Raw genomic sequence first — 22,227 nt, 5'->3', positions numbered from 1 at the left:
AGCGACACGGATGTCACACGGAGGGTCCGGGCCCGTTCGCACCTAGGGTGACGGCATGCCGAAGTCGCGTGTCATCACCTGGGCAGTCTCGGGGAGCAAGGGCATCGAGACCGCGTGGACCGAGCTCGGCGACGATTCCCTGCGAGCCCGCGGCCGAGCGGTCGGGACGACGCCGGAGCCGTACTGGATCTCGTACGAACTCGACACGGCGGACGGCTTCGTGACGCGTCGGCTGCACGTCACCGCCGAGTCCGCGGAGGGCACTCGCACGCTCGACCTGCGGCACGACGGAGCGGGCCGGTGGACGGCCGACGGCGAGCACGTGCCCGGCGTCGACGGTGCCCTCGACTGCGACCTGGGCCTGTGCCCGCTCACCAACACGATGCCGGTGCTGCGGCACGGGCTCCGTCTGGCGCCCGGGGAACGGGAGTTCCTGATGGCGTGGGTGTCGGTGCCCGACCTGGCCGTCCTCCCGTCCCGCCAGACCTACACGCACCTGGGGCACAACCGGATTCGCTTCGCCTCGGGCGACTTCCGCAGCGACATCGAGTTCGACGCCGACGGGTTCGTCGTCGACTACCCGGAGCTGGCCCGCCGGCACGCTCGAGCCGGCGGCCGAGCTCGTCGCTAGCGCTCGGTCACCTTGCCGTCGGCGACCTCCAGGCGGCGCGTGACATGGACCGCGTCGAGCATCCGCCGGTCGTGGGTGACCAGGAGCAGCGTGCCCTCATAGGCGTCCAGGGCCGATTCCAGTTGCTCGATGGCCGGCAGGTCGAGATGGTTGGTCGGCTCGTCGAGGACCAGGAGGTTGACGCCCCGGCCCTGCAGCAGCGCCAGCGCGGCCCGGGTGCGTTCACCCGGGGAGAGGGTGGCCGCCGAGCGCAGGACGTGGTCCGACTTCAGTCCGAACTTGGCCAGGAGGGTACGCACTTCCACCGGTTCGGTGTCCGGGACCGCGGCGCGGAAGGCGTCCAGCAGGGACTCCTCGCCGTGGAACAGCTCGCGGGCCTGATCGACCTCGCCGATCAGGACACCGGAGCCGAGCGCCGACTGTCCGGCGGTGAGGGGGATACGGCCCAGTAGGGCGCCGAGCAGCGTCGACTTGCCCGCGCCGTTGGCCCCCGTGACGGCCACCCGGTCCGCCCAGTCGATCTGCAGGGACACCGGACCGAGGCTGAAGTCGCCGCGTCGTACCTCGGCGTCCCGCAGGGTCGCGACCACCGCGCCCGAACGCGGTGCCGAGGCGATCTCCATGCGCAGGTCCCACTCCTTGCGCGGCTCGTCGACGACCTCCAGGCGCTCGATCATGCGCTGGGTCTGGCGGGCCTTCGCGGCCTGCTTCTCGCTGGCCTCGCTGCGGAACTTGCGGCCGATCTTGTCGTTGTCGTTGCTCGCCTTGCGCCGCGCGTTCTTCACGCCCTTGTCCATCCAGGAGCGCTGGGTCTGCGCCCGGTCCTGGAGGGCGGCCTTCTTGTCGGCGTACTCCTCGTAGTCGTCGCGGGCGTGGCGCCGGGCCACGTCGCGCTCCTCCAGGTAGGCCTGGTAGCCGCCGCCGTACAGGTTGATCTGCTGCTGGGCGAGGTCGAGTTCGAGGATTTTGGTGACCGTGCGGGTGAGGAACTCGCGGTCGTGACTGACGACCACGGTGCCGGCGCGCAGGCCGCCGACGAAGCGCTCCAGGCGCTCCAGACCGTCGAGGTCCAGGTCGTTCGTCGGCTCGTCGAGCAGGAAGACGTCGTAGCGCGACAGGAGCAGCGAGGCGAGGCCGGCTCGTGCCGCCTGGCCGCCGGACAGGGAGGTCATCGGCTGGTCCAGGTCCACGGCCAGGCCCAGCGAGTCGGCGGTCTCCTCCGCCCGCTCGTCGAGGTCGGCGCCGCCGAGGCCGAGCCAGCGCTCCAGGCTCGTCGCGTACGCGTCGTCGGCGCCCGGTGCCCCGTCGACAAGGGCCTGTGTCGCCTGGTCCATCGCGCGCTGGGCCTCGGCGACTCCGGTGCGCCTGGCCAGGAACTCCCGTACGGTCTCGCCCGGCCGCCGCTCCGGCTCCTGCGGGAGGTGACCGACGGTCGCGGTCGGCGGGGACAGCCGCAGCTCGCCCTCCTCCGGTGCGGTCAGCCCGGCGAGCAGGCGCAGCAGCGTGGACTTGCCCGCGCCGTTGGCCCCGACCAGGCCGATCACATCTCCGGGCGCCACGACGAGGTCGAGCCCGCTGAACAGGGAACGGTCGCCGTGACCGGCGGCGAGGTTCTTGGCGACGAGGGTGGCACTCACAGACCGCGATCCTACTGGCCGCGCAGGGCCGCGAGCACCTTCGTTCAGCGCGCCATCGCCTCCACCAGCACACCCCCCGAAGTCCGAGCCACCACGAACGACTCCCCCTTCACTGCCTTCGCGTCCAGTGCGATGCGGTGGCGACCCGGTTCCAGGACGCCGTCGAAGACCTCGTGGGTGTGGGTGCGGTAGAGGCGGTCGACGCGGTACGCGGTGAGCTGGACGCGGCAGGGCGAGGTGACCTCGACGCCCGCCTCGCCGTCGGCGGCCACCAGACGGGTCAGGCGCCGCTGTTCGACCGGGCTGCGGTCCAGGGCGTGCTCGATCTGCGCGACCAGCAACGGCACGATCGGCGCGAGGCCGTCGACGTACGCCACCTCGACTCCCGCCTCCGTGAAGGCGCGGCGTGCGGCGGCGCGCTGTTCCTCGCCGATGCCACGGCCGAAGGCGACGGCGCCGTAGGTGCGCAGTTCGTCGACGGCGACGCCGCTCACGTCATCGGTGATCTCGGCGCCGATGCCGATGGTGCGCAGGGCGGCGGCGAGCTTGGCCAGGAGGGCGACGCGGGCGCCGATGAGCAGGACCCGGCGGCGGGGCGCCTCGGAGTCGCCGTCGAGCAGGGAGCCCAGCGCCGAGCGGTACTCGGCGGCGTGGAAGCGGAAGGGCCCGATGCCGTGGTAGCCGTTGAGCTCCAGGTCGGCGTGTTCGTCGGTCTGCCAGGCGAAGTCCCGCCAGATGTAGTCGTCGCCCTCCTTGTCGATGAGCGCGGTGACGGCGCCGCAGGCGAGGTCCTCGCATTCGGGGCAGCCGTAGATGACGTAGCGGCCCCCCGGAAGCGGGGCCTCCGCCTCCAGCAGCAGGCTGCGGACTTGTGCGGTGAAGATGGCGGGCGGGACGTCGGAGGCGAGAGGGGAGACGGCGTCGAGGTCGGAGAGCTGGAACAGCAGCGGGCGTCCGTCGACGATGAAGTCCACGAAATCCCGGTGCACCTGGTAGTCACCGTTGGCGAGGACGCCACCGGCACGCATCGCCGGTGCCAGGCCGAAGGTCGCGTACTCGGCAGACATGCTGTGAGTATCCCCAGGGCGGGACCGATATGAGCGCGGCATGACATATTCCGCTTACCTCCCTGGATGACTGCGAACAGGCGACCGACCGGATGCGTGGACCGCCTGGGGCGAGGCACGCGGAGGAGGCGGCCCGTCGGCTCGCCCCCTCCCGCGTGCGTGCGTACCGCTCAGCCGTGGTCGTGGCCCAGCGGGTCGCCCTCCGTCTCGGTGCCGGCGCCCGGGCCGACCCTGATCTCGAAGTCTCCGTCGTACTTCTTGTGCCCCTCGATCACGGCGAGTTCGACGGCTTCCGAGCCCATCTCGGTGCGCACGATGATCGGGTCCCGGCGCAGGTCGCGCACGAGTGCGACGCACATGCCGATCATCACGAGGACGAACGGCGCGGCGGCCAGGATCGTGAGGTTCTGCAGGCCGGTGAGCGCATCGCCCTGACCGCTTCCGACGAGCAGCATGATGGCGGCGACGGCTCCGGTCACCACACCCCAGAACACGACGACGAACCGGCCGGGTTCCAGTGCGCCCTTCTGGGACAGCGTGCCCATCACGATGGACGCGGCGTCGGCACCCGAGACGAAGAAGATGCCGACCAGGATCATCACCAGCAGGCTGGTGGCGGTCGCGATCGGGAACTCCTGCAGGACGGCGAAGAGTTGACCCTCGGGGGTCTCCTCACCGGCGAGCGCGCCGCCCTCCCTCAGCTTCATCGCCGTACCGCCGAAGATCGCGAACCAGATCAGACTGACGGTGCTGGGCACGAGGATGACGCCGCCGACGAACTGCCGGATGGTGCGCCCGCGGCTGATGCGGGCGATGAACATGCCCACGAAGGGCGTCCAGGAGATCCACCAGGCCCAGTAGAAGACGGTCCAGCTGCCGAGCCAGTCCGCGACACCTTCGCCGCCGCTGGCCTCGGTGCGGCCGGCGAGCTGGGGCAGGTCGCCCAGGTAGGCGAAGATCGAGGTGGGCAGCAGGTCGAGCACGATGATCGTGGGGCCCGCGATGAACACGAAGACCGCGAGGATCAGGGCGAGCACCATGTTGGTGTTGGACAGCCACTGGATGCCCCGCTCGATGCCGGAGACGGCCGAGAGAACGAAGGCCAGGGTCAGCACGGCGATGATGGCGACGAGCAGGCCCTCGCTCACTTCGTCCATCCAGTCGAGTTCCTGGAAGCCGGAGCCGATCTGGAGCGCGCCGAGACCGAGGGAGGCCGCCGAGCCGAAGACGGTGGCGATGATCGCGAGGATGTCGATCACCCGTCCCCCGGCGCCGTTGGCGTGCTTCTCACCGATCAGCGGGGTGAACACCGCGCTGATGGTCTGGCGCCGGCGCTTGCGGAAGGTGCTGTAGGCGATGGCGAGGCCGACCACCGCGTAGATCGCCCAGGGGTGCAGCGTCCAGTGGAAGAGGGTGGTGGCCATCGCCGTCTCCATGCGTTCGGCGGAGTCGGCGGGGGTGGTGCCGGGCGGTGGGGCGTTGTAGTGCGACAGCGGCTCGCTCACGCCATAGAACATCAGTCCGATACCCATGCCCGCGCTGAACATCATCGCGACCCAGGACACGGTCTTGAACTCGGGTTCCTCGCCCTCGGCGCCGAGGTGGATGCGGCCGTAGCGGCTGATCGCCAGCCACAGGGCGAAGACCACGAAGCAGGAGGCGGCGAGCATGAAGGCCCAGCCGCCGTTGTGGATCAGGCCGTTGAGCATCTTCGTGGACACGCTCTCCAGCGAGTCCGTGGCGGCCCAGCCCCAGATCACGAAGGCCAGGGTGATGACGGCGGTGACGCCGAACACCACTCGGTCGGTGCTGCGGTGGCCGGGGTCGTCCGGAGGGCCTTCCCGGCCACCTCTCTTCTTAAGATCGTCAGTCATCAGCGGCACCTTCCCCGGGAAACCGTGGCTACGCCCTCTCCACTTCGTCTCCCAGGACCTACCACAGATTCCGCCGATCGCAGCCGTTTCAGCAGTCGGTGTCGGGCTCACCCATGGCGAGGTGATACGGAGCGCGCTCGTCCAGGAGGAGTGGAACAAGGGCCCGCAAAGACTGGCGAAGCGGGACAAAAGCCCCCGTGGGGGATGATTTCGCCTTCACTCCATGCAGCGCGAGCTCGTCCTTGATCTGCGCGTACTGGTCGCTGGTGAGCCGGTATCCGCAGGGCGGGTCCGCGATCACCTCGGCGGGCTCGGCCGGGTCGTTGTCGGCGCCGCCGACGTAGACGGGCCCGGTGTCGGCGAATCCCGCGAGCCTGGCCAGGCCGGTCGCCGCCTCGACCTGTCCGCGACGGGCGTCGCTGAAGTCGAACAGGCCGTCCAGCGCGGCGATTTGGGAGTACACCCGGCGCCGGTTGTTGAGCGACTCGTCGGCCTTCTCCTCCTCGGTCAGCGGATCGACGCGGCTCTCGATCAGCAGCCCCACCGAGTGCTTGACGCCGGACATGTTCCGCAGGATGCGTTCCTGCCCGTCACCGGCGACCTGCTTGATCGGCTCGCCCGTTACGGGGTCGGTCCAGATCCCGTACGTGCCGGTCGAGTACCCGGCGCCGGACGCGGCGGGGCGCACGTACGACTCGGAGAGGGCCTGCGCCGCGTCGTGGACGTGGGCGTCCGTGTTGAGGTTGCGCGGCCACAGGTCGAACAGGTCCTTGTCGTAGTACGGGGGTGTGGCGCCGTACTCGTGCAGGTCGTAGATCACGTCGGGGCGCTGGTCGCGGATGACCGCGGCCATGGCGCGCCCCTCGGCGGTCTGGAGTGCGAGGTGGTCACGGTTGACGTCCACGCCGTCGCTGTTGCCGCGGGTGTCGGCGGCCCGGCCGTCGGGGTTGGCCGTGGGCACCACCAGCAGGGTGGTGCGCTCCAGGAAGCGCCGGGTCTGGCGGTCCTTCGCGTAGGCCAGGTCGCGGACGGTGGACAGGCAGGCCTCGCGGCCGGAGGGTTCGTCGCCGTGCTGGCTGCAGATCAGCAGCACCGTGTTCGAGGTGGCGCGGGTGCCGATCCGGACGAGTTGGAGCGGGCGGTCCTGCTTCGTCCTACCGACACGGGTGACGGAGACCCGCCTGCTCGCCTTGTCGACGGCCGCGAGGAACTCCTGCTCCTCGGGCTGGCTGGTCCAGCGGGCGCCGTTCGACTTCTCGAAGCCCGTGCGGGGCGTGGAGTCGGCGGCGTGCGCCGGTACGGCGACGATGGATGCGGCGAGGGCCGCGGCGACCAGGGTGACTGCTCGGGTGCGGGTCACTGGCCTCCCTCCGGGATGCGGTGAGTGGTGATGCGGGGTGCGGTCAAGCCGTCGAGGGGCGCTGCCTCGGGAGCAGCCGAGACGGAGCCCGCCGTGGCGCGTGCGAAGGCGTGGGCGCCGCCGACCAGCGGGACGCGGGCCTTCGTACGGGAGAGATCGAGGGTGAGCGTCGGCTTGGTCGACGGAGGGTCGATCAGGTCCTTGTCCGTGCCCGCGACGATCAGGGCGAGGCGGTGGCCGGCCGGCACCACGTGGTCGGTGGCCGCCAGGTCGAGGGTGATCGTGTACGCCTTGCCCGGGGTGAGCGGTACGCCCTTCAGGTCGGAGGCGTGGTTGCCCAGGTCGGCCCAGCCGCGGCTGACGACGGTGTAGCCGACGTCGGCCGTCTTGGCCCGCGTCTCCTTGAAGCAGGAGCTGTCGCCGGTGGTGCTCGCGCCCCAGCAGGTGCGGTCGGTGAGCGTGGTGATGCCTTCGCCGCTCGACGCGTAGTCGCGGATGGTGTCGGGGCCGAGGTCCACGAGGACGGCGGAGAGATGGGCCGTCGAGGTGGTCGGGGTCGCGGTGACCGTGACCTCGGAGGAGCCGGACAGGCGCAGGTCGCGGGTGAGCGGCTCGGTGACGAAGCCCGCCTTGTCCGGGGTGGTCCGGTCGATGTTCGCGGCCCAGTCGGTCTCGCTGTGCTGGGGGTCGTCGGTGAAGGTCTCGGTGCCCTTGCCCTTGCGCAGGCCGAGGGTGCCGACCCCGGCCTCGGCGCCCTTGGCGGGGCGCAGGGTGGCCGTGTCGGTGCCGCGGGGCGGCCAGACCTTGGCGGTGGTCCACTGGTCGGGATGGCGCTCGATGTCGGCCATCGGCTCACGGTCGATTCCGTTGTCGTAACCGAGGAGTTCGTGGTCGAACCAGCGGTGCAGGGTCTCGACCCACTCGGCGCGGCGGAAGTCGAAGGGGTCGACGTGGCCGGTCTGCGAGAGCCAGATCTTGCGCTCGACGCCGTGCTTCGCCAGGGCGTCCCACCACTGGCCCACGTGCTTCATACGGACGTTGAGGTCCTGCATGCCGTGGATCAGGAAGACGCTCGCCCTGACCTTGCGCGCGTCCTTCACGTAGTCACGCTCGGTCCACAGCGGCGTCCAGTCACCCGTGCGCGGGGCCCCGTCGATGAGCTTCTGCTGGACTGCGCCGCACTTGGCGCGGGCGCCGGGGCTGTTGACGTAGTCGGAGAGCCACTCGGGGCCGGAGTCGTACAGCGGGGCGCCCTGCTGGAAGTAGTAGTCGTACCAGGAGGAGATGGCGCTGATCGGGACGATGGTCTTCAGGCCCTCGACCCCGGTGGCGGCAACTCCGTTGGCGATGGTGCCGTCCCAGCTCTTGCCGATCATGCCGGTGCGGCCGTTGGTCCAGGTCGCCTTGGCCTTGGTCGTGCCGGTGCGGGTCGTGTACGCCATGCCGCGGCCGTTCAGCCAGTCGACGACGGCCTTCGCGGAGAGGATGTCGGAGCGGCCGCCGACGTCCACGCAGCCGTCGGAGCGGTTGGTGCCGGCGAGGTCGACGCCCACGAAGGCGTAGCCGCGGGGCACGAAGTAGTTGTCGTAGAACAGCGGCATCCGGACGACGTCGCCGTCGGCGTCGTACGTCTTCTTCTGGCTCTCGTTGCCGCGCCCGCAGCAGGAGTAGTACGGGCTGGCGTCCATGATGACGGGGATCCTGCGGCCCTGCGCGGCCGCCTCCCTGGGGCGGACGACGTCGACGGCGACGCGGTCGTTCTCTCCGTCGCGATCGTCGTCGAGTCCGGTGTCCACCCATACGGCCTCGCGGATGGCGTTCTCGTACGAGTACACGGGCTTGCTCTCCCGCGGGGCGGCGTGCGCCGTCGCGGGTGAGAGGAACGTGGCCGTCAGCGCGGCTGCGGCCACCGTCGCGAGCGGTCTCCAGATCGTGAAGCGCATGCGTTTCGGCATGCGCGGACGGTACATCGGTCAACTCTCGTGCAGAAGGGGGCGACTGATGCCGTGTGAGGTCGTGGGGTGGCCGATAAACGTCTGCCGGACGAGTGGACTCATGTCGGCCGAATGGCGATCGTGTGACAGCCGTGGTCATGGACACACCCGTGACACAGGTGGTGAATAGGCTCCGGACAGACTTCGGGCCCCTACGACTTGGAGCTTTCGTGCACCGCAGATTCATGGCGCCGGGCGCACTGGCGGCCGCCTCGCTGATGCTGGCGATCCCGGCGTCGGCCGCGAGCCACTCCCCCGGCGCTCCGGGCATCGGCGACCCCTACTACCCGGCCTACGGCAACGGCGGATACGACGTCTCCCACTACGACCTCCGGCTGAAGTACCAGCCGGCCACGGACGAGCTGGAGGGGACGGCGACCCTGCTGGCGAGGACCACGCAGGATCTGTCCCGGTTCAATCTGGATTTCCTGCTGGACGTCAGTGAGGTCCGGGTCAACGGCGCGAAGGCGTCGTTCGCGACCTCGGGCGAGCACGAGCTGGAGATCACGCCGAGGAAGCCGCTGGCCAAGGGCACGGACGTCACGGTGGTCGTGCGCTACCGCGGCGTGCCGTCGTCGAAGGAGGCGTACGGCTTCACCAGCTGGCACCGCACTGCGGACGGCGGCGTCGGGGCGAACGAGCCCGAGGCCGCCTGGTGGTGGTTCCCCAGCAACGACCACCCGCTCGACAAGGCGACGTACGACGTCTCCGTGCTGGTCCCGGACGGCACGCAGGCCATCTCCAACGGCACGCTGCAGTCGACCAGTTCACGCCTGGGCTGGACCCGCTACAACTGGCGCTCCGCCAAACCGCAGGCGACGTATCTCGCCACGCTCGCGGTCGGCCGGTTCGACGTGACGACGGGGACGAGCGAGAGCGGCATTCCGGTCATCAACGCGTACAGCAAGGACCTGGGCGCCAACGCCGGCGCGGCGCGGGCGAGCATCGAGCGGACCGGGGAGATCGCCGACTGGCTGAGCGGGTACTTCGGGCCGTACCCCTACAACGCGCTCGGCGGCTATGTGCCGAACACGAACACCGGGTACGCGCTGGAGACGCAGACCCGGCCGTTCTACAGCCCGGCCAACTTCGCGAACGGGACGAACACTTCCATCGTCGTCCATGAGCTCGCCCACCAGTGGTACGGCGACCTGGTGTCCGTGAAGGACTGGAAGGACATCTGGATCAACGAGGGGTTCGCCCGCTACGCACAGTGGCTCTGGTCGGAGCACGAGGGTGAGGGGACGGCGCAGGAGATCGCCGACTACGTGTACGCCTCGCGTGCCGCCGACGATGCGTTCTGGACGGTCAAGCCCGGCGATCCGGGGCCGGAGAAGCAGTTCCACATCGCGGTCTACGACCGGGGTGCGCTGACCCTGCAGGCGCTGCGCAACGAGATCGGGGACGAGGCGTTCTTCGCCATCCTCAAGGGCTGGACGCGGAAGTACGCCTACGGCAACGCGTCGGTGGCCGACTTCCGGCGGTACGCCGAGGAGGTGTCCGGGCAGCCGCTGGCAGCGCTCTTCGACACATGGCTGTACGAGCCGTCGAAGCCGGCCGCGCCGACCGCACGCGCGGCGTCCATCGCCAGGTCGGGCACGGATCCGGTGCAGCCGAAGTCCTGGAAGAAGATCGCGGCGACGAATGGCGTGCACGAGCACTGACGTAGTCGGGCGTCCTATGAACCCTCGAATGCGGCTGCGCGCTCGATGAGTTCGTCCCTGCCCATCGGTGCCGTCCGCGTCGACGGCACCGTGCAGGCATGGGCGCCGGCCACCGCGCCGTACAGAGCGCAGCGGTGCGGTGGCTCGCCGGTCAGCCTGCCGTAGAGGAAGGCGGCCGCGAAGGCGTCACCGGCGCCGTTGGAGTCGACCACGGGTGCCGCGGGCCGGACCGGCGGGACGTGACTCAACTCGCCGTCGGTCAGCAGGTAGGCGCCCTCGGCTCCGGCCGTGGCCACGACCACCTCGGCCCTCCCCCGCTCGGCGATACGGCGCATGGTCCGCTCGGGGTCGTCCAGGGCGGCCGTCGAGAGGAACACGACGTCCGCCGCGTGGGCGAACGACTCGTGGTACGGGTTCTCGCCGTCCCAGTTGTGGAGGTCGGTGGAGAGCGCGACACCGGCCTCGCGGAGGGTCGGCAGGGCGTGGGCGCACGGTTGGGTGATGGAGACGTGGGCATGTCGGCTCGCGTCGGCGAGAGCCCGGACCGTCTCTTCCGGCAAGCGGTCCTCGGCGTATCCGCGGCTCGTGTCGTAGAGGGACAGCCGCCTTCCGTCCGGCCCGACCAGGTTGACCGCGCGCTTGGTGCCGGCGGGCTGCGGGATCGCGGTGAGGGCGATGCCGTGCTCGCGGTGCAGGGTGCGGACGAGGTCGCCCTCGGCGTCCTCGCCGAGGAAGTCGACGTGGTGGGTACGCAGGCCGAGACTGCTCAGGGTGACGGCCACGAAGTCCCCGGTCTGCCCGGCGCGGGTGCGGATCCCTGAGTCGATCATGTAGCTGTCTGCGTACGGGAGCGGCAGCTCGGGGACGTACACGATGGTGTCCACGCCGGCGCCGCCCAGCACGAGTACGTCGGTGTCGCGGCTCAACTCTGGCCCCCCACGGTCGCTAGTCGGATCTCTCGCCGTAAGTCCTTAGGACAGCGGGTGTCTGCGGGTCGTGCGTGGCTGGTCGCGCAGCTCCCCGCGCCCCCTTGGGGCGATCATCTTGACGAGCATGCCCAACACAACGGTGGCGTCACCCCGGACATACGTGATCTCCGACATGACGCCACCGTAGAGGCCGCCTCTGACAACGGCCTTCGAATTACTTCGTGAGCTCGGTCAGCTCCTGGTCCGCCGCGCGGTTCGCCCTGCGGCGGATCGCGTACCAGCCCGCGACCAGCATCGCGGCGATCACCGGGATGAGGAGGAGGGTCTTGCGGCCGACCTCGGGGTCGTTCCACATCATGGCGAGGCAGGCGAGCAGGAAGACGATCGTGGCGATCTCCGTGACCGGGCTGCCGGGGAGGCGGAAGTGCGGTCGGTCCACCAGGCCCGCCTTGGCGCGGCGGACGAAGATCAGGTGGCAGATCATGATGATCACCCAGGTCGAGATGATGCCGAGGGAGGCGACGTTCAGCACGATCTCGAAGGCCTGGCTGGGCATGAGGTAGTTCAGGCCGACGCCGAGGACGCACACCGCGCAGGTGAGCAGGATGCCGCCGTAGGGCACCTGGCTGCGGTTCATGCGGGCCGTGAACTTCGGGGCCGAACCCGCCATCGCCATGGAGCGCAGGATGCGGCCCGTCGAGTAGAGGCCGGAGTTGAGGGAGGACATCGCCGCCGTCAGGACCACCAGGTTCATCACGTCGCCGGCTGCCGGGACGCCGATCTTCGACAGGACCGTGACGAACGGGCTCTGGTCCGCCGAGTACACCGAGCCGGGCAGGAGGAGGGCCAGCAGGACGACCGAGCCGAGGTAGAAGAGGCCGACGCGCCACATGATCGAGTTCACCGCGCGCGGGACGACCTTCTCCGGCTCGGCGGTCTCGCCCGCCGCGACGCCGACCAGCTCCAGGGCGGCGTACGCGAAGATCACGCCCTGCATGACCAGGACGACGGGCATCAGGCCGTGCGGGAAGACGCCGCCGTTGTCGGTGATCACGCTCAGGCCCGGCGTCGTACCGCCCACCTCATGCTGGGTGGCGAGCAGGAAGATGCCGACGAACATGAAGGCCACCAGCGTGGCGACCTTGATGATCGCGAACCAGAACTCCATCTCGCCGAAGATCTTCACCGAGATCAGGTTCACCGCCAGGACCACCGCCAGGGCGATCAGGGCCAGCACCCACTGCGGGATGTCGGTGAACAGGCTCCAGTAGTGCGTGTAGAGCGCGATCGCGGTGATGTCGGCGATGCCGGTCGTCGACCAGTTCAGGAAGTACATCCAGCCGGCGACGTAGGCGCCCTTCTCACCGAGGAACTCTCGCGCGTACGACACGAAGGAGCCCGAGGAGGGGCGGTAGAGCACGAGCTCGCCGAGGGCCCTCACCACGAAGAACGCGAAGATGCCGCAGACCAGGTAGGCGATCGCCAGCGCCGGGCCCGCGTTGTGGAGGCGGCCGCCGGCGCCGAGGAAGAGGCCGGTGCCGATGGCCCCGCCGATGGCGATCATGTTGACGTGGCGGGCCTTGAGGTCCTTGCTGTAACCGGCGTCGCCCGCATCCGCGGGCACCTGGGCCGCGTCGGTGCTGGGGGCGGCCACTGCCGTGTTCACGGCGTCCTTGCTCACGGGTGGTACCACTCTCTGGTGCGCCCGAGCGGATCGCGCTCGGGTGGCCGGACGTACGTATGGCCTGTGCGCTTGATAAGTGCACAGACCAAGGGGTCACCTTCCCCCAGAAAACCCTGCTCACGCGGTGGCGGACGTCACACAGCGTTACTTCTCACACGGCGGTCCCGCCCCGCCCCACGAGCCGCCGGAGGTGTCACAGCACCGGTGAGACAGCGATACTGCTGCACATGACGACCGGCACCGAGGAGACGACCCTCACGATCGACGAGCTGGCCGCGCGGGCGGGCATGACGGTCCGCACGGTGCGGTTCTACGGCACCAAAGGGCTGCTGCCGCCTCCGGTGCTGGGGCCGCGCCGAGTGGGCCACTACGGGCGCGAGCACCTGGCCCGGCTGGCGCTCATCGAGGAGTTGCAGCAGCAGGGCATGACGCTCGCGGCGATCGAGCGGTACGTGCAGCAGCTGCCGCCGGATCTGGACGCCCATGACCTCGCCATTCACCGGGCCGTGGTGGCCTCCTGGGCGCCGGACGTCGTGGAGACGGTGACGCGGCCGGAGCTGGAGCGGCGGGCGGGGCGGTCGCTCGGCGACGACGACGTGGAGCGGCTGGCCGCGATGGGTGTGGTGAAGCCGGACGACGGCGGCGACGGCTACCGCGTCGACCTCGGGCTGCTGCGGCTGGGCGTCGGGCTGTTGGACGTACCGCTGTCGCAGGAGGCGATCCTCGCGGCGCGCAAGGTGCTCATCGAGCACTCGCGGTCCGCCGCGCACGAGTTGGCGCAACTCTTCCGCGGGGAGGTTTCGGAACGCGCCGAGCAGGACGTGAAGTCACTGTCCGCGCACATGCAACCCCTGGTGGTGCAGGCCCTGTTGACGACCTTTCAGCGGTCGCTGCGCGAGGAGCTGCGGGATTGGCTGGGCGGCGTCTCAGAGGAAGGCCGCTCCGCCTGACACGTTGAGCGTCTGCCCGGTCAGGAAGCCGCTGCCCTCGTCGACGACGTACAGCAGTGTCGACACCAGGTCGGACGGTGTCTGCGGCCTCGGCACGGCCTGTCGGCCGCGGACGTGCTCGAAGCCGCCGTCCGCGCCCACCCTGCGCTCGGCCGTGGCGGTGCCGACCGCGCTGGGCGCGATGGCGTTGACGGTGATGCCGTACGGCGCGAGGGCCGCGGCGAGCGAGCGTGTGAAGCCGATCAGGCCCATCTTCGAGGCGACGTACGGGACCATCGTGGGCGGTGCGGTGAGTACGGCCGCCGAGGCGATGTTGACGACGCGGCCCCAGCCGGCCGCCTTCAGATACGGCAGCGCGGCCCGGGTCACCAGGAAGGGTGCCTCCAGGTTGACGCGCATGATCCGGCGCCACTCCTCGACCGACGTCTCCTCGAAGGGGTTCGCGGGGTGGACGTCGGCACTGTTGACCACGACGTGCAGCGTGCCGAACCGGTCGATGAGCTGCTCCAGTCCCTGGCACACCTGGGCCTCGTCGGTGACGTCGCCCGTCAACTCCACGTAGTCCAGGATCTTTCCGGCGGTCTCCGGCTGCGGGACGAGGTCGAGACCGGCGACCCGGTACCCGCGTCCGGCGAGCGCGATGGCGAACTCCTGCCCGAGGCCCTGTGCCGCTCCGGTCACCAGGGCGGTACGCGTCTCCATGAGGCGAGTGTGATGAGCCGTCAGGAACCGGGCAAGGGGGCCTGTGTTCCCCAACGGGCTTTGCTGAAGGGCAGATCCCCTTCAAGGGCGGGGCGGGTAGGGGCGGCGGAAGCGAAGAACTCCCCCGCCGCCCCTGACGTCACGCGTCCCCGAAGCGCTCCCCCTTCTCCGCCTTCTCCACCAGCAGGGCCGGCGGCGCGAACCGGTCGCCGTACTGCTGCGCCAGCTCACGCGCGCGGGCCGTGAAACCGGCGACGCCGCCTTCGTAGCCGTTGATGTACTGCAGGACACCGCCGGTCCAGCCGGGGAAGCCGATACCGAAGATGGAGCCGATGTTGGCGTCGGCGACCGACGTCAGGACGCCTTCCTCCAGGAGCCGGACCGTGTCCAGCGCCTCGGAGAACAGCATGCGTTCCTGCATGTCCCGGAACGGGATCTGCGCGCCCTCGCGGGTGAAGTGCTCGCGCAGGCCCGGCCAGAGGCCCGCCCGCTTGCCGTCCGCGTCGTAGTCGTAGAAGCCCGCTCCCCCGCTGCGGCCCTCGCGGCCGAACTCGTCGACCATGCGGTCGATGACGGCTTCCGCGGGGTGGGACGCCCACACGCCGCCCGCCTCCTCCACGGCCCGCTTCGACTCGTTGCGGATCTTCCGCGGGAGGGTGAGCGTCAGCTCGTCCATCAGGGACAGGACCTTTGCCGGATAGCCCGCCTGGGCCGCCGCCTGCTCCACCGACGCGGGCTCGATGCCCTCGCCGACCATCGCCACGCCCTCGTTGATGAAGTGGCCGATGACGCGGGAGGTGAAGAAGCCGCGGGAGTCGTTGACGACGATCGGCGTCTTGTTGATCTGCCGGACCAGGTCGAAGGCGCGGGCCAGCGCCTCGTCGCCCGTCCGCTCGCCCTTGATGATCTCGACGAGCGGCATCTTGTCGACGGGCGAGAAGAAGTGCAGTCCGACGAAGTCGGCCTGGCGGTCCACTCCCTCGGCCAGCACGGTGATCGGCAGGGTCGAGGTGTTGGAGCACAGCAGCGCGTCCGGCTCGACGATGCCCTGGATCTCCTGGAAGACCTTGTGCTTGAGCTCGGGGTTCTCGAAGACGGCCTCGATCACCGCGTCGCAGCCGGCCACGTCCTGCGGATCGGCCGTCGGCGTGATGCGGGCCAGCAGCGCGTCGGCCTTCTCCTGCGTCGTACGGCCCCGGGAGACCGCCTTGGCGCACAGCTTCTCGGAGTAGCCCTTGCCCTTGACGGCGGCTTCCAGCGCCACGTCCTTCAGGACCACCTCGATCCCCGCGCGGGCGCACGAGTAGGCGATGCCCGCGCCCATCATCCCGGCGCCTAGGACGGCGACCTTGCGGACCTTGCGGGGCTCGATGCCCGCCGGCCGGTTGGCGCCGGAGTTGACGGCCTGGAGGTCGAAGAAGAACGCCTGGATCATGTTCTTGGACGTCTGACCCGCCGCCAGCTCCACGAAGTAGCGCGCCTCGATGACCTGCGCGGTCTCGAAGTCGACCTGGGAGCCCTCCACGGCGGCCGCGAGGATGTTGCGCGGGGCCGGGTAGGGGGCGCCGTTGGTCTGCTTGCGCAGGTTGGCCGGGAAGGCGGGCAGGTTCGCCGCGAACTTGGGGTTGGCGGGCGTGCCGCCCGGGATCCGGTAGCCCGGCTTGTCCCAGGGCTGCTGCGACTCGGGGTGGGCCTCGATGAAGGCGCGGGCCTTGGCGAGCAGTTCCTCCTGAGTGGCGGCCACGTCGTCGATCAGGCCGTTCTGCAGGGCGCGCTGCGGGTTGTACTGGGTGCCCTGGAGGAGGACCTTCAGCAGGGCGTCGGCGATGCCGAGCAGGCGGACGGTGCGCACGACGCCGCCGCCGCCCGGGAGGAGGCCGAGGGTGACCTCGGGGCAGCCGATCTTGGAGCCGGGCGCGTCCAGGGCGATGCGGTGGTGGCAGGCGAGCGCGATCTCGTAACCGCCGCCCAGGGCCGCGCCGTTCATCGCGGCGACGACCGGCTTGCCGAGGGTCTCGATGCGCCGCAGCTGGCGCTTGATCGCCATGCCGCCCTCGAAGAGGTCCTGCGCGGTGTCCGGCGTGACGCGGATCAGGTCGCGCAGGTCGCCGCCGGCGAAGAAGGTCTTCTTGGCGGAGGTGATGATGACACCGCGGATGGTGTCCTTCTCGGCCTCCAGCCGGTCGGTGATGACGGCGAGGGAGTCGCGGAACGCCTGGTTCATGGTGTTCGCGGACTGGTTCGGGTCGTCGAGGACGAGCGTGACGACGCCGGCGCGGTCCTGTTCCCAGCGGATGGTGGTGGACTCAGTGCTCATGTGGAGGTGCTCCGTGTGATCCGTCGGGAGGGGGTCAGATGCGCTCGACGATCGTGGCGATGCCCATGCCGCCGCCCACGCACAGCGTGGCGAGGCCGTACCGCTTGTCCTGGCGCTCCAGTTCGTCGACGAGCGAGCCGAGGATCATCGCGCCGGTCGCGCCGAGCGGGTGGCCGAGGGCGATGGCACCGCCGTTGACGTTGACCTTGTCCAGGGACAGGCCCATGTCCTTCACGAAGCGCAGGACGACGGCCGCGAAGGCCTCGTTGATCTCGACGAGGTCGATGTCGTCGATGGTCAGCCCGGCCTTGGCGAGCGCCTTGCGGGTCGCGGGCGCGGGGCCGGTCAGCATGATGGTGGGCTCGGAGCCGGAAACGGCGGCGGAGATGATGCGGGCGCGCGGGGTGAGGCCGTAGCGCTCGCCGACCTCCTTGTTGCCGATCGCGACGAGCGAGGCGCCGTCGACGATGCCGGAGGAGTTGCCCGCGTGGTGGACGTGGTCGATCTTCTCGACCCAGTGGTACTTCTGCAGGGCGACGGCGTCGAAGCCGCCCAGGTCGCCGATGTCCGCGAAGGACGCCTTCAGCTTGGCGAGGGAGTCGGCGGTGGTGCCCGGGCGCATGTGCTCGTCGTGGTCGAGGACGACGAGGCCGCTGCGGTCCTTCACCGGGACGACGGAGCGGTCGAAGCGGCCCTCCTTCCAGGCCGTCGCCGCCCGCTCCTGGGAGAGCGCCGCGTATTCGTCGACGTCGCGGCGTGAGAAGCCCTCGATGGTGGCGATCAGGTCGGCGCCGATGCCCTGCGGCACGAAGTTGACGGCGAGGTTGGTCATCGGGTCGTTGAACCAGGCGCCGCCGTCCGAGGCCATCGGCACCCGGGACATGGACTCGACGCCGCCCGCGAGGACGAGGTCCTCGAAGCCCGAACGGACCTTGGCGGCTGCCATGTTCACGGCCTCCAGACCCGACGCACAGAAGCGGTTCTCCTGCACGCCCGCGACCGTGTCCGGCAGTCCGGCGGCGATCGCGGCGATGCGGGCGATGTCGGAGCCCTGGTCGCCGACCGGGCCGACGACGCCGAGCACGATGTCGTCGATCGCGGCCGGGTCCAGGGTCGGGAAGCGGTCGCGGAGCTCGTGGATGAGGCCGACGACCAGGTCGATCGGCTTGGTGCCGTGCAGGGCGCCGCTCGCCTTGCCGCGGCCGCGCGGGGTGCGGATCGCGTCGTACACGTACGCTTCGGTGCTCACTGGGAAGCCTTTCGGGGATGAGGGTCAGCCGAGCAAAAAGGAGCCTTAGCCCAGCAGGGAACGGCCGATGATCTCCTTCATGATCTCGGTCGTCCCGCCGTAGATGGTCTGGATACGGCCGTCGGTGAAGGCCCGCGCGACCGGGAATTCGCTCATGTAGCCGTAGCCGCCATGCAGTTGCAGGCAGCGGTCGGCGACGCGCTTTTGCAGCTCGGTCGCCCACCACTTGGCCATGGAGGCGTGCACGGCGTCGAGCTCACCGTTGTCGTGGTCCGCTATGCAGCGGTCGAGGAAGGTGCGGGTGACGGCACACTCGGTGGCCATCTCGGCGATCTCGAACCGGACGTGCTGCTTGGTGGCCAGCGGCCGGCCGAAGGCCTCGCGTTCCTTGACGTACTCGGTGGTGATCTCCAGCAGGTGCTCGGCGGCTGCGATCGCGGAGACCGCGATGCTCAGCCGCTCCTGCGCGAGGTTCGTCATCAGATGGACGAAGGCGCCGTTGAGGGCGCCGAGGAGGTTCTCCTTGGGCACGCGGACGTCGTGGAAGAACAGCTCGGCCGTGTCCTGCGCCTTCTGGCCGATCTTGTCGAGGTTGCGGCCGCGCTCGAAGCCCTCCGTGCCGCGCTCCACGACGAGCAGCGACAGCCCGTGCGCGCCGCCCTCGGGGGTCGTCTTCGCGACGACGATCACCAGGTCGGCGAGGATGCCGTTGGAGATGAACGTCTTGGAGCCGTTGAGGACCCAGTGGTCGCCGCGGTCCTCGGCGTGGGTGCGGATGCCCTGGAGGTCGGAGCCGGCGCCGGGTTCGGTCATGGCGATGGCCGTGATCAGCGTGCCGTCGCAGAAGCCCGGCAGCCAGCGCCGCTTCTGCTCGTCGGTGGCGAGCGAGGTGAGGTAGGGGCCGATGATGTCGTTGTGCAGGCCGAGCGCGAGGCCCGGGGCGCCCGCGCGCGTGAACTCCTCGGCGAGGACGGCGCTGTAGCGGAAGTCGGGGGTGCCGCCGCCTCCGTACTCCTCGGGCACGGCGAAGCCGAGCAGGCCCTGCTTTCCGGCCGCGCGCCAGGCGTCGCGGGAGACGATGCCGTCCTTCTCCCACTGCTCGTAGTACGGCAGCACCTCCCTGGCCAGGAAGCTGCGCACGGTCGCGCGGAACGCGTCGTGCTCGGGGGCGAAGATCTGCCGTTTCATTCGAGGCCCTTCATGCCGGCGTCCTCCACATCGAGGCCCTTCATCAGGTCGGGTACGTCCCAGTCGCGGGCCACGCCCACGGTGTCGGCACCCGGCTGGGCGGGTCCGGTGCGTACGGCGGTGGGGGTCGCGGAGAAGCGGGGCGCGGGGGCGGGCTGGGTGATGCCGCCGTGGTCGGTGAAGGTGCCGCGGGCCGCCAGGTGCGGGTGGCGCGGGGCCTCGTGCAGGGACAGTACGGGCGCCACGCACGCGTCGGACCCTTCGAAGACGGCCGTCCACTCGTCCCGGGTACGGGCCTTGAAGCGGGCCGCGACGGCCTCGCGCAGCTCGCCCCAGCGGGCCCAGTCCTTGCGCGCGCCGGCGTGTTCGGGGATCTCCAGAAGGGTCACGAACTCGTCGTAGAACTGTGGCTCCAGAGCACCCACGGCCATGTACCGCCCGTCGGCGGTCTCGTAGGTGCCGTAGTACGGGCAGCCGCCGTCCAGGAGGTTCGCGCCGCGCCGGTCCTGCCAGCCGCCGGCGGCGAGCATGCCGTGGATCATCGCCGCGAGGTGGGAGGTGCCGTCGACGATGGCGGCGTCGACGACCTGGCCGGTGCCGGTCGCGCGCGCGTGGTGGAGGGCGGCGAGGACGCCGACGACGAGGTAGAGGGAGCCGCCGGCGTAGTCGCCGACCAGGTTGGCGGGGACCGCCGGGGGTTCGTCGGGGTTGCCGATCATGCCGAGGGTGCCGGTGAGCGCGATGTACGCGATGTCGTGTCCGGCGCGCTGGGCGAGCGGCCCCTCCTGGCCCCAGCCGGTCATACGGCCGTAGACGAGGCGGGGGTTGCGGGCGTGGCAGGCCTCCGGGCCGACGCCGAGGCGCTCGGCGACGCCGGGGCGGTTGCCCTCGATGAGGATGTCGGCGCGGGCGGCGAGGTCGAGGACGCGGGCCGCGCCGTCGGGGGACTTCAGGTCGACGATCACGGAGCGCTTGTTGCGGTTGGTGATGTCGTACTCGGTGTTGATGGCGAGTCCCGTGCCGCCGGGCCGGTCCACGCGGACGACGTCGGCGCCCAGGTCGGCCAGGAGCATGGCGGCGAAGGGGCCGGGTCCGATTCCGGCCAGCTCGACCACACGCACGCCGGTGAGCGGGCCGTGCCCGGGCGTCGGTGCCGTTGTCATCCTGCCCCCATTGGCGTGACACAACTGATGTAACACCAGTGATGCTAAGAACGTGTTCCAGCGGACACAAGACCTGACGAGCAAGCGCTTAGCCAATTTACCGACCGGTCACCCGGCCGGTCACGGTCCTGTCGAGTCAGTCGCGCCCGTCCAGCTCGGCTATCAGCCGTTTCGGCGCGATCACCCGGTAGCTCTCCTCCACCCAGTCGCACAGCAGCTCCGCCGCCGGAGCGCCCTTCTGCTCCAGCGGGATGCTCACCCAGCCCGCCTTGCCCAGGCCGTAGCCGGCGGGTTCGGCACCCGGGCAGGTCAGGGCGTGGGCGTGGGCCGACTCGTCCTTGAGCTTCACGGTGACGCCCATCGGATAGCTGCCGTCGGCGACGCCGAGGAAGACGAACACCTTCTTGTTGACCTTCGCGACCGTCTCGCCCCACGGGAAGTCCTCGACGGCGCCCGGCATCCCGAGGGCGAACTCGCGTACTTTTTCCCACTTCTTCAGGGCAGTCCTGGGCACGGCCACCGCTAACCTCCGGGCTCGTCGTCGGGCTCCGCACCCCTCACGCTAGCCTCGGCCACCGACAACGGCGCGTGCTGCGAGACCGAGGGGTGTCATGACCAGGCTGGACAGGACGGATCGCCCGTACGACATCGTGCTCTTCGGAGCGACGGGATTCGTCGGGGTTCTCACCGCGGAGTACCTGGCCGCGCATGCGCCCGAGGGGTTGCGCTGGGCGATCGCCGGTCGCAGCAAGGAGAAGCTGGAGCGGCTGCGCGACCGGCTGCCGGACGGCGGCAAGGGGGTCGGGCTGCTGGAGGCGGACGTCTCCGATCCGGCCTCGATGCGCCGTCTTGCCGAGCACGCGCGCGTGGTGGCCACGACGGTGGGCCCCTATGTGACGTACGGCGAGGACCTCGTGGCGGCGTGCGCGGACACCGGCGCCGACTATCTCGATCTGTCCGGTGAGCCGGAGTTCGTGGACCGGACGTACGTCCGGCACGACGCACGCGCGCGTGAGACGGGTGCGCGGCTGGTGCACGCCTGCGGTTTCGACTCCGTTCCGCACGATCTGGGCGCGTACTTCACCGTCCAGCAGCTGCCGGAGGGCGTGCCGCTGACGGTGGACGGGTTCGTGACCGTCGATGCCACCTTCTCGGGCGGCACGTTCGCCTCCGCGCTCAACCAGTTCGCGCGCGGGCGTCAGATGCTGGCCGCCGCGCGTGATCGTGCCCGGCACGAGCCGCGGCTGATGGGGCGTCGGGCCCAGGCTCCGACGGGCGCGCCCCGGTTCGCCAAGGAGGTCGGCGCGTGGGCGGTGCCGCTGCCGACGATCGACCCGCAGGTGGTCAAGCGGTCCGCGCGGGCCCTCGATCGCTACGGCCCTGACTTCCGGTACCGCCACTACGCCGCCGTACGGCATCTGCCGATCGCGCTCGGCGGTGTCGCGGCGATGGGCGGGCTCTTCACGGCCGCCCAACTGCCGCCCGCCCGGCGCTGGTTGTCCGACCGGCTCAAGCCGGGCGAGGGGCCCGGCCCGGAGAAGCGTGCGAAGAGCTGGTTCTCCGTCCGCTTCGTGGGTGAGGGCGGCGGCCGGCGGGTCTTCACCGAAGTGTCGGGCGGGGACCCCGGGTACGGGGAGACGGCGAAGATGTTCGCCGAGGGGGCCCTGTCCCTCGCCTTCGACGATCTGCCGCCGACGGCCGGGCAGGTCACGACAGCCGTGGCGATGGGAGACGCCCTGATCGAGCGGCTGCGGTCGGCGGGGATCACCTTCCGGGTGGCCGCCACGCGCTGAACCGATCCTGCGACCGTCCCCCCAC

18 protein-coding genes are annotated in these 22,227 nt (G+C 70.3%); 4 read left to right on the top strand and 14 right to left on the bottom strand.

The features are described 5' to 3' along the window. The first annotated feature begins 55 nt into the window (after positions 1–55). Positions 56–631, top strand: coding sequence for a putative glycolipid-binding domain-containing protein (locus AB5J55_RS36625; RefSeq protein WP_369274739.1), 576 nt, complete (start codon positions 56–58; stop codon positions 629–631). Here AB5J55_RS36625 and AB5J55_RS36620 read toward each other — a convergent pair. The 5 genes from AB5J55_RS36620 to AB5J55_RS36600 all read right to left on the bottom strand — a co-directional run bounded on the left by AB5J55_RS36620 (position 628) and on the right by AB5J55_RS36600 (position 8,524). Further along, complete coding sequence (locus AB5J55_RS36620) at positions 628–2,268, bottom strand: ABC-F family ATP-binding cassette domain-containing protein (protein ID WP_369274738.1); 1,641 nt, start codon at positions 2,266–2,268, stop codon at positions 628–630. The two genes, AB5J55_RS36625 and AB5J55_RS36620, sit on opposite strands and share 4 nt — an antisense overlap. 44 nt (positions 2,269–2,312) lie before the next feature. Continuing rightward, the gene (locus tag AB5J55_RS36615) at positions 2,313–3,335 is read right to left on the bottom strand and encodes an oxidoreductase (protein WP_369274737.1); all 1,023 of its coding nucleotides are present in this window, start codon (positions 3,333–3,335) and stop codon (positions 2,313–2,315) included. A gap of 170 nt (positions 3,336–3,505) precedes the next feature. Next, a complete protein-coding gene (locus tag AB5J55_RS36610) occupies positions 3,506–5,209 on the bottom strand; it encodes a BCCT family transporter (protein WP_369274736.1) in 1,704 nt (567 codons plus the stop codon). A gap of 88 nt (positions 5,210–5,297) precedes the next feature. After that, positions 5,298–6,569, bottom strand: coding sequence for a M14 family metallocarboxypeptidase (locus AB5J55_RS36605; RefSeq protein WP_369274735.1), 1,272 nt, complete (start codon positions 6,567–6,569; stop codon positions 5,298–5,300). Further along, entirely contained in the window at positions 6,566–8,524 is a 1,959-nt protein-coding gene (locus AB5J55_RS36600; protein WP_369274734.1) for a Xaa-Pro dipeptidyl-peptidase, read from the bottom strand. Before AB5J55_RS36600 ends, AB5J55_RS36605 begins: the two co-directional genes overlap by 4 nt. A 209-nt stretch (positions 8,525–8,733) precedes the next feature. Here AB5J55_RS36600 and AB5J55_RS36595 point away from each other — a divergent pair, with 209 nt between their 5' ends. Then, a complete protein-coding gene (locus AB5J55_RS36595; RefSeq protein ID WP_369274733.1) occupies positions 8,734–10,227 on the top strand; it encodes a M1 family metallopeptidase in 1,494 nt (497 codons plus the stop codon). 14 nt (positions 10,228–10,241) lie between these two features. Here the strand turns inward: AB5J55_RS36595 and AB5J55_RS36590 are convergent, their stop codons facing one another. From AB5J55_RS36590 to AB5J55_RS36580, 3 genes are read right to left on the bottom strand one after another with little or no spacing between them, the layout of a single operon-like run. Beyond that, entirely contained in the window at positions 10,242–11,153 is a 912-nt protein-coding gene (locus tag AB5J55_RS36590; RefSeq protein ID WP_369274732.1) for a PfkB family carbohydrate kinase, read from the bottom strand. 45 nt (positions 11,154–11,198) lie between these two features. Further along, positions 11,199–11,330: a hypothetical protein gene (locus AB5J55_RS36585; RefSeq protein WP_369274731.1), complete on the bottom strand. Its 132-nt coding sequence runs from the start codon at positions 11,328–11,330 to the stop codon at positions 11,199–11,201. A 40-nt stretch (positions 11,331–11,370) separates the two neighbouring features. Then, positions 11,371–12,837, bottom strand: coding sequence for an amino acid permease (locus AB5J55_RS36580; protein WP_369274730.1), 1,467 nt, complete (start codon positions 12,835–12,837; stop codon positions 11,371–11,373). A 230-nt stretch (positions 12,838–13,067) separates the two neighbouring features. Between AB5J55_RS36580 and AB5J55_RS36575 the strand changes: the two genes are divergently transcribed. Next, positions 13,068–13,790, top strand: coding sequence for a MerR family transcriptional regulator (locus tag AB5J55_RS36575; protein WP_369274729.1), 723 nt, complete (start codon positions 13,068–13,070; stop codon positions 13,788–13,790). Here the strand turns inward: AB5J55_RS36575 and AB5J55_RS36570 are convergent. The 6 genes from AB5J55_RS36570 to AB5J55_RS36545 all read right to left on the bottom strand — a co-directional run bounded on the left by AB5J55_RS36570 (position 13,767) and on the right by AB5J55_RS36545 (position 20,929). Then, positions 13,767–14,492, bottom strand: a complete 726-nt coding sequence (locus tag AB5J55_RS36570) for an SDR family NAD(P)-dependent oxidoreductase (protein ID WP_369274728.1) — start codon at positions 14,490–14,492, stop codon at positions 13,767–13,769. The genes AB5J55_RS36575 and AB5J55_RS36570 overlap by 24 nt on opposite strands. Before the next feature lie 139 nt (positions 14,493–14,631). Then, positions 14,632–16,809, bottom strand: coding sequence for a 3-hydroxyacyl-CoA dehydrogenase NAD-binding domain-containing protein (locus AB5J55_RS36565; protein ID WP_369274727.1), 2,178 nt, complete (start codon positions 16,807–16,809; stop codon positions 14,632–14,634). A gap of 34 nt (positions 16,810–16,843) precedes the next feature. After that, complete coding sequence (locus AB5J55_RS36560) at positions 16,844–18,058, bottom strand: acetyl-CoA C-acetyltransferase (protein WP_328420945.1); 1,215 nt, start codon at positions 18,056–18,058, stop codon at positions 16,844–16,846. Between the two features lie 45 nt (positions 18,059–18,103). Beyond that, the gene (locus tag AB5J55_RS36555; RefSeq protein ID WP_369274726.1) at positions 18,104–19,246 is read right to left on the bottom strand and encodes an acyl-CoA dehydrogenase family protein; all 1,143 of its coding nucleotides are present in this window, start codon (positions 19,244–19,246) and stop codon (positions 18,104–18,106) included. Further along, on the bottom strand, positions 19,243–20,409 hold the full coding sequence (locus AB5J55_RS36550; RefSeq protein WP_369274725.1) for a CaiB/BaiF CoA transferase family protein: 1,167 nt from the start codon (positions 20,407–20,409) through the stop codon (positions 19,243–19,245). Before AB5J55_RS36550 ends, AB5J55_RS36555 begins: the two co-directional genes overlap by 4 nt. A gap of 136 nt (positions 20,410–20,545) precedes the next feature. Next, positions 20,546–20,929 carry an MmcQ/YjbR family DNA-binding protein gene (locus tag AB5J55_RS36545; RefSeq protein ID WP_369274724.1) on the bottom strand — a complete coding sequence of 128 codons (384 nt, stop codon included), beginning with the start codon at positions 20,927–20,929 and terminating at the stop codon, positions 20,546–20,548. A gap of 91 nt (positions 20,930–21,020) precedes the next feature. Between AB5J55_RS36545 and AB5J55_RS36540 the strand changes: the two genes are divergently transcribed. Next, positions 21,021–22,202: a trans-acting enoyl reductase family protein gene (locus AB5J55_RS36540; protein WP_369274723.1), complete on the top strand. Its 1,182-nt coding sequence runs from the start codon at positions 21,021–21,023 to the stop codon at positions 22,200–22,202. Positions 22,203–22,227: the final 25 nt, after the last annotated feature.

This window comes from Streptomyces sp. R11 (genome assembly GCF_041051905.1).
In the GTDB taxonomy this organism is placed as follows: Bacteria; Actinomycetota; Actinomycetes; order Streptomycetales; family Streptomycetaceae; genus Streptomyces.
The sequence above is the reverse complement of the archived record's forward strand: the minus strand, read 5'-3'. Positions and strand labels throughout refer to the sequence as shown.

What these genes read in the sequence shown, in the direction of transcription:
- AB5J55_RS36600 (WP_369274734.1), bottom strand. Translation starts at nt 8,524, where the DNA reads ATGCCGAAACGCATGCGCTTCACGATCTGGAGACCGCTCGCGACGGTG.
- AB5J55_RS36540 (WP_369274723.1), top strand. Translation starts at nt 21,021, where the DNA reads ATGACCAGGCTGGACAGGACGGATCGCCCGTACGACATCGTGCTCTTC.
- AB5J55_RS36585 (WP_369274731.1), bottom strand. Translation starts at nt 11,330, where the DNA reads ATGTCGGAGATCACGTATGTCCGGGGTGACGCCACCGTTGTGTTGGGC.
- AB5J55_RS36555 (WP_369274726.1), bottom strand. Translation starts at nt 19,246, where the DNA reads ATGAAACGGCAGATCTTCGCCCCCGAGCACGACGCGTTCCGCGCGACC.
- AB5J55_RS36625 (WP_369274739.1), top strand. Translation starts at nt 56, where the DNA reads ATGCCGAAGTCGCGTGTCATCACCTGGGCAGTCTCGGGGAGCAAGGGC.
- AB5J55_RS36615 (WP_369274737.1), bottom strand. Translation starts at nt 3,335, where the DNA reads ATGTCTGCCGAGTACGCGACCTTCGGCCTGGCACCGGCGATGCGTGCC.
- AB5J55_RS36550 (WP_369274725.1), bottom strand. Translation starts at nt 20,409, where the DNA reads ATGACAACGGCACCGACGCCCGGGCACGGCCCGCTCACCGGCGTGCGT.
- AB5J55_RS36575 (WP_369274729.1), top strand. Translation starts at nt 13,068, where the DNA reads ATGACGACCGGCACCGAGGAGACGACCCTCACGATCGACGAGCTGGCC.
- AB5J55_RS36610 (WP_369274736.1), bottom strand. Translation starts at nt 5,209, where the DNA reads ATGACTGACGATCTTAAGAAGAGAGGTGGCCGGGAAGGCCCTCCGGAC.
- AB5J55_RS36570 (WP_369274728.1), bottom strand. Translation starts at nt 14,492, where the DNA reads ATGGAGACGCGTACCGCCCTGGTGACCGGAGCGGCACAGGGCCTCGGG.
- AB5J55_RS36565 (WP_369274727.1), bottom strand. Translation starts at nt 16,809, where the DNA reads ATGAGCACTGAGTCCACCACCATCCGCTGGGAACAGGACCGCGCCGGC.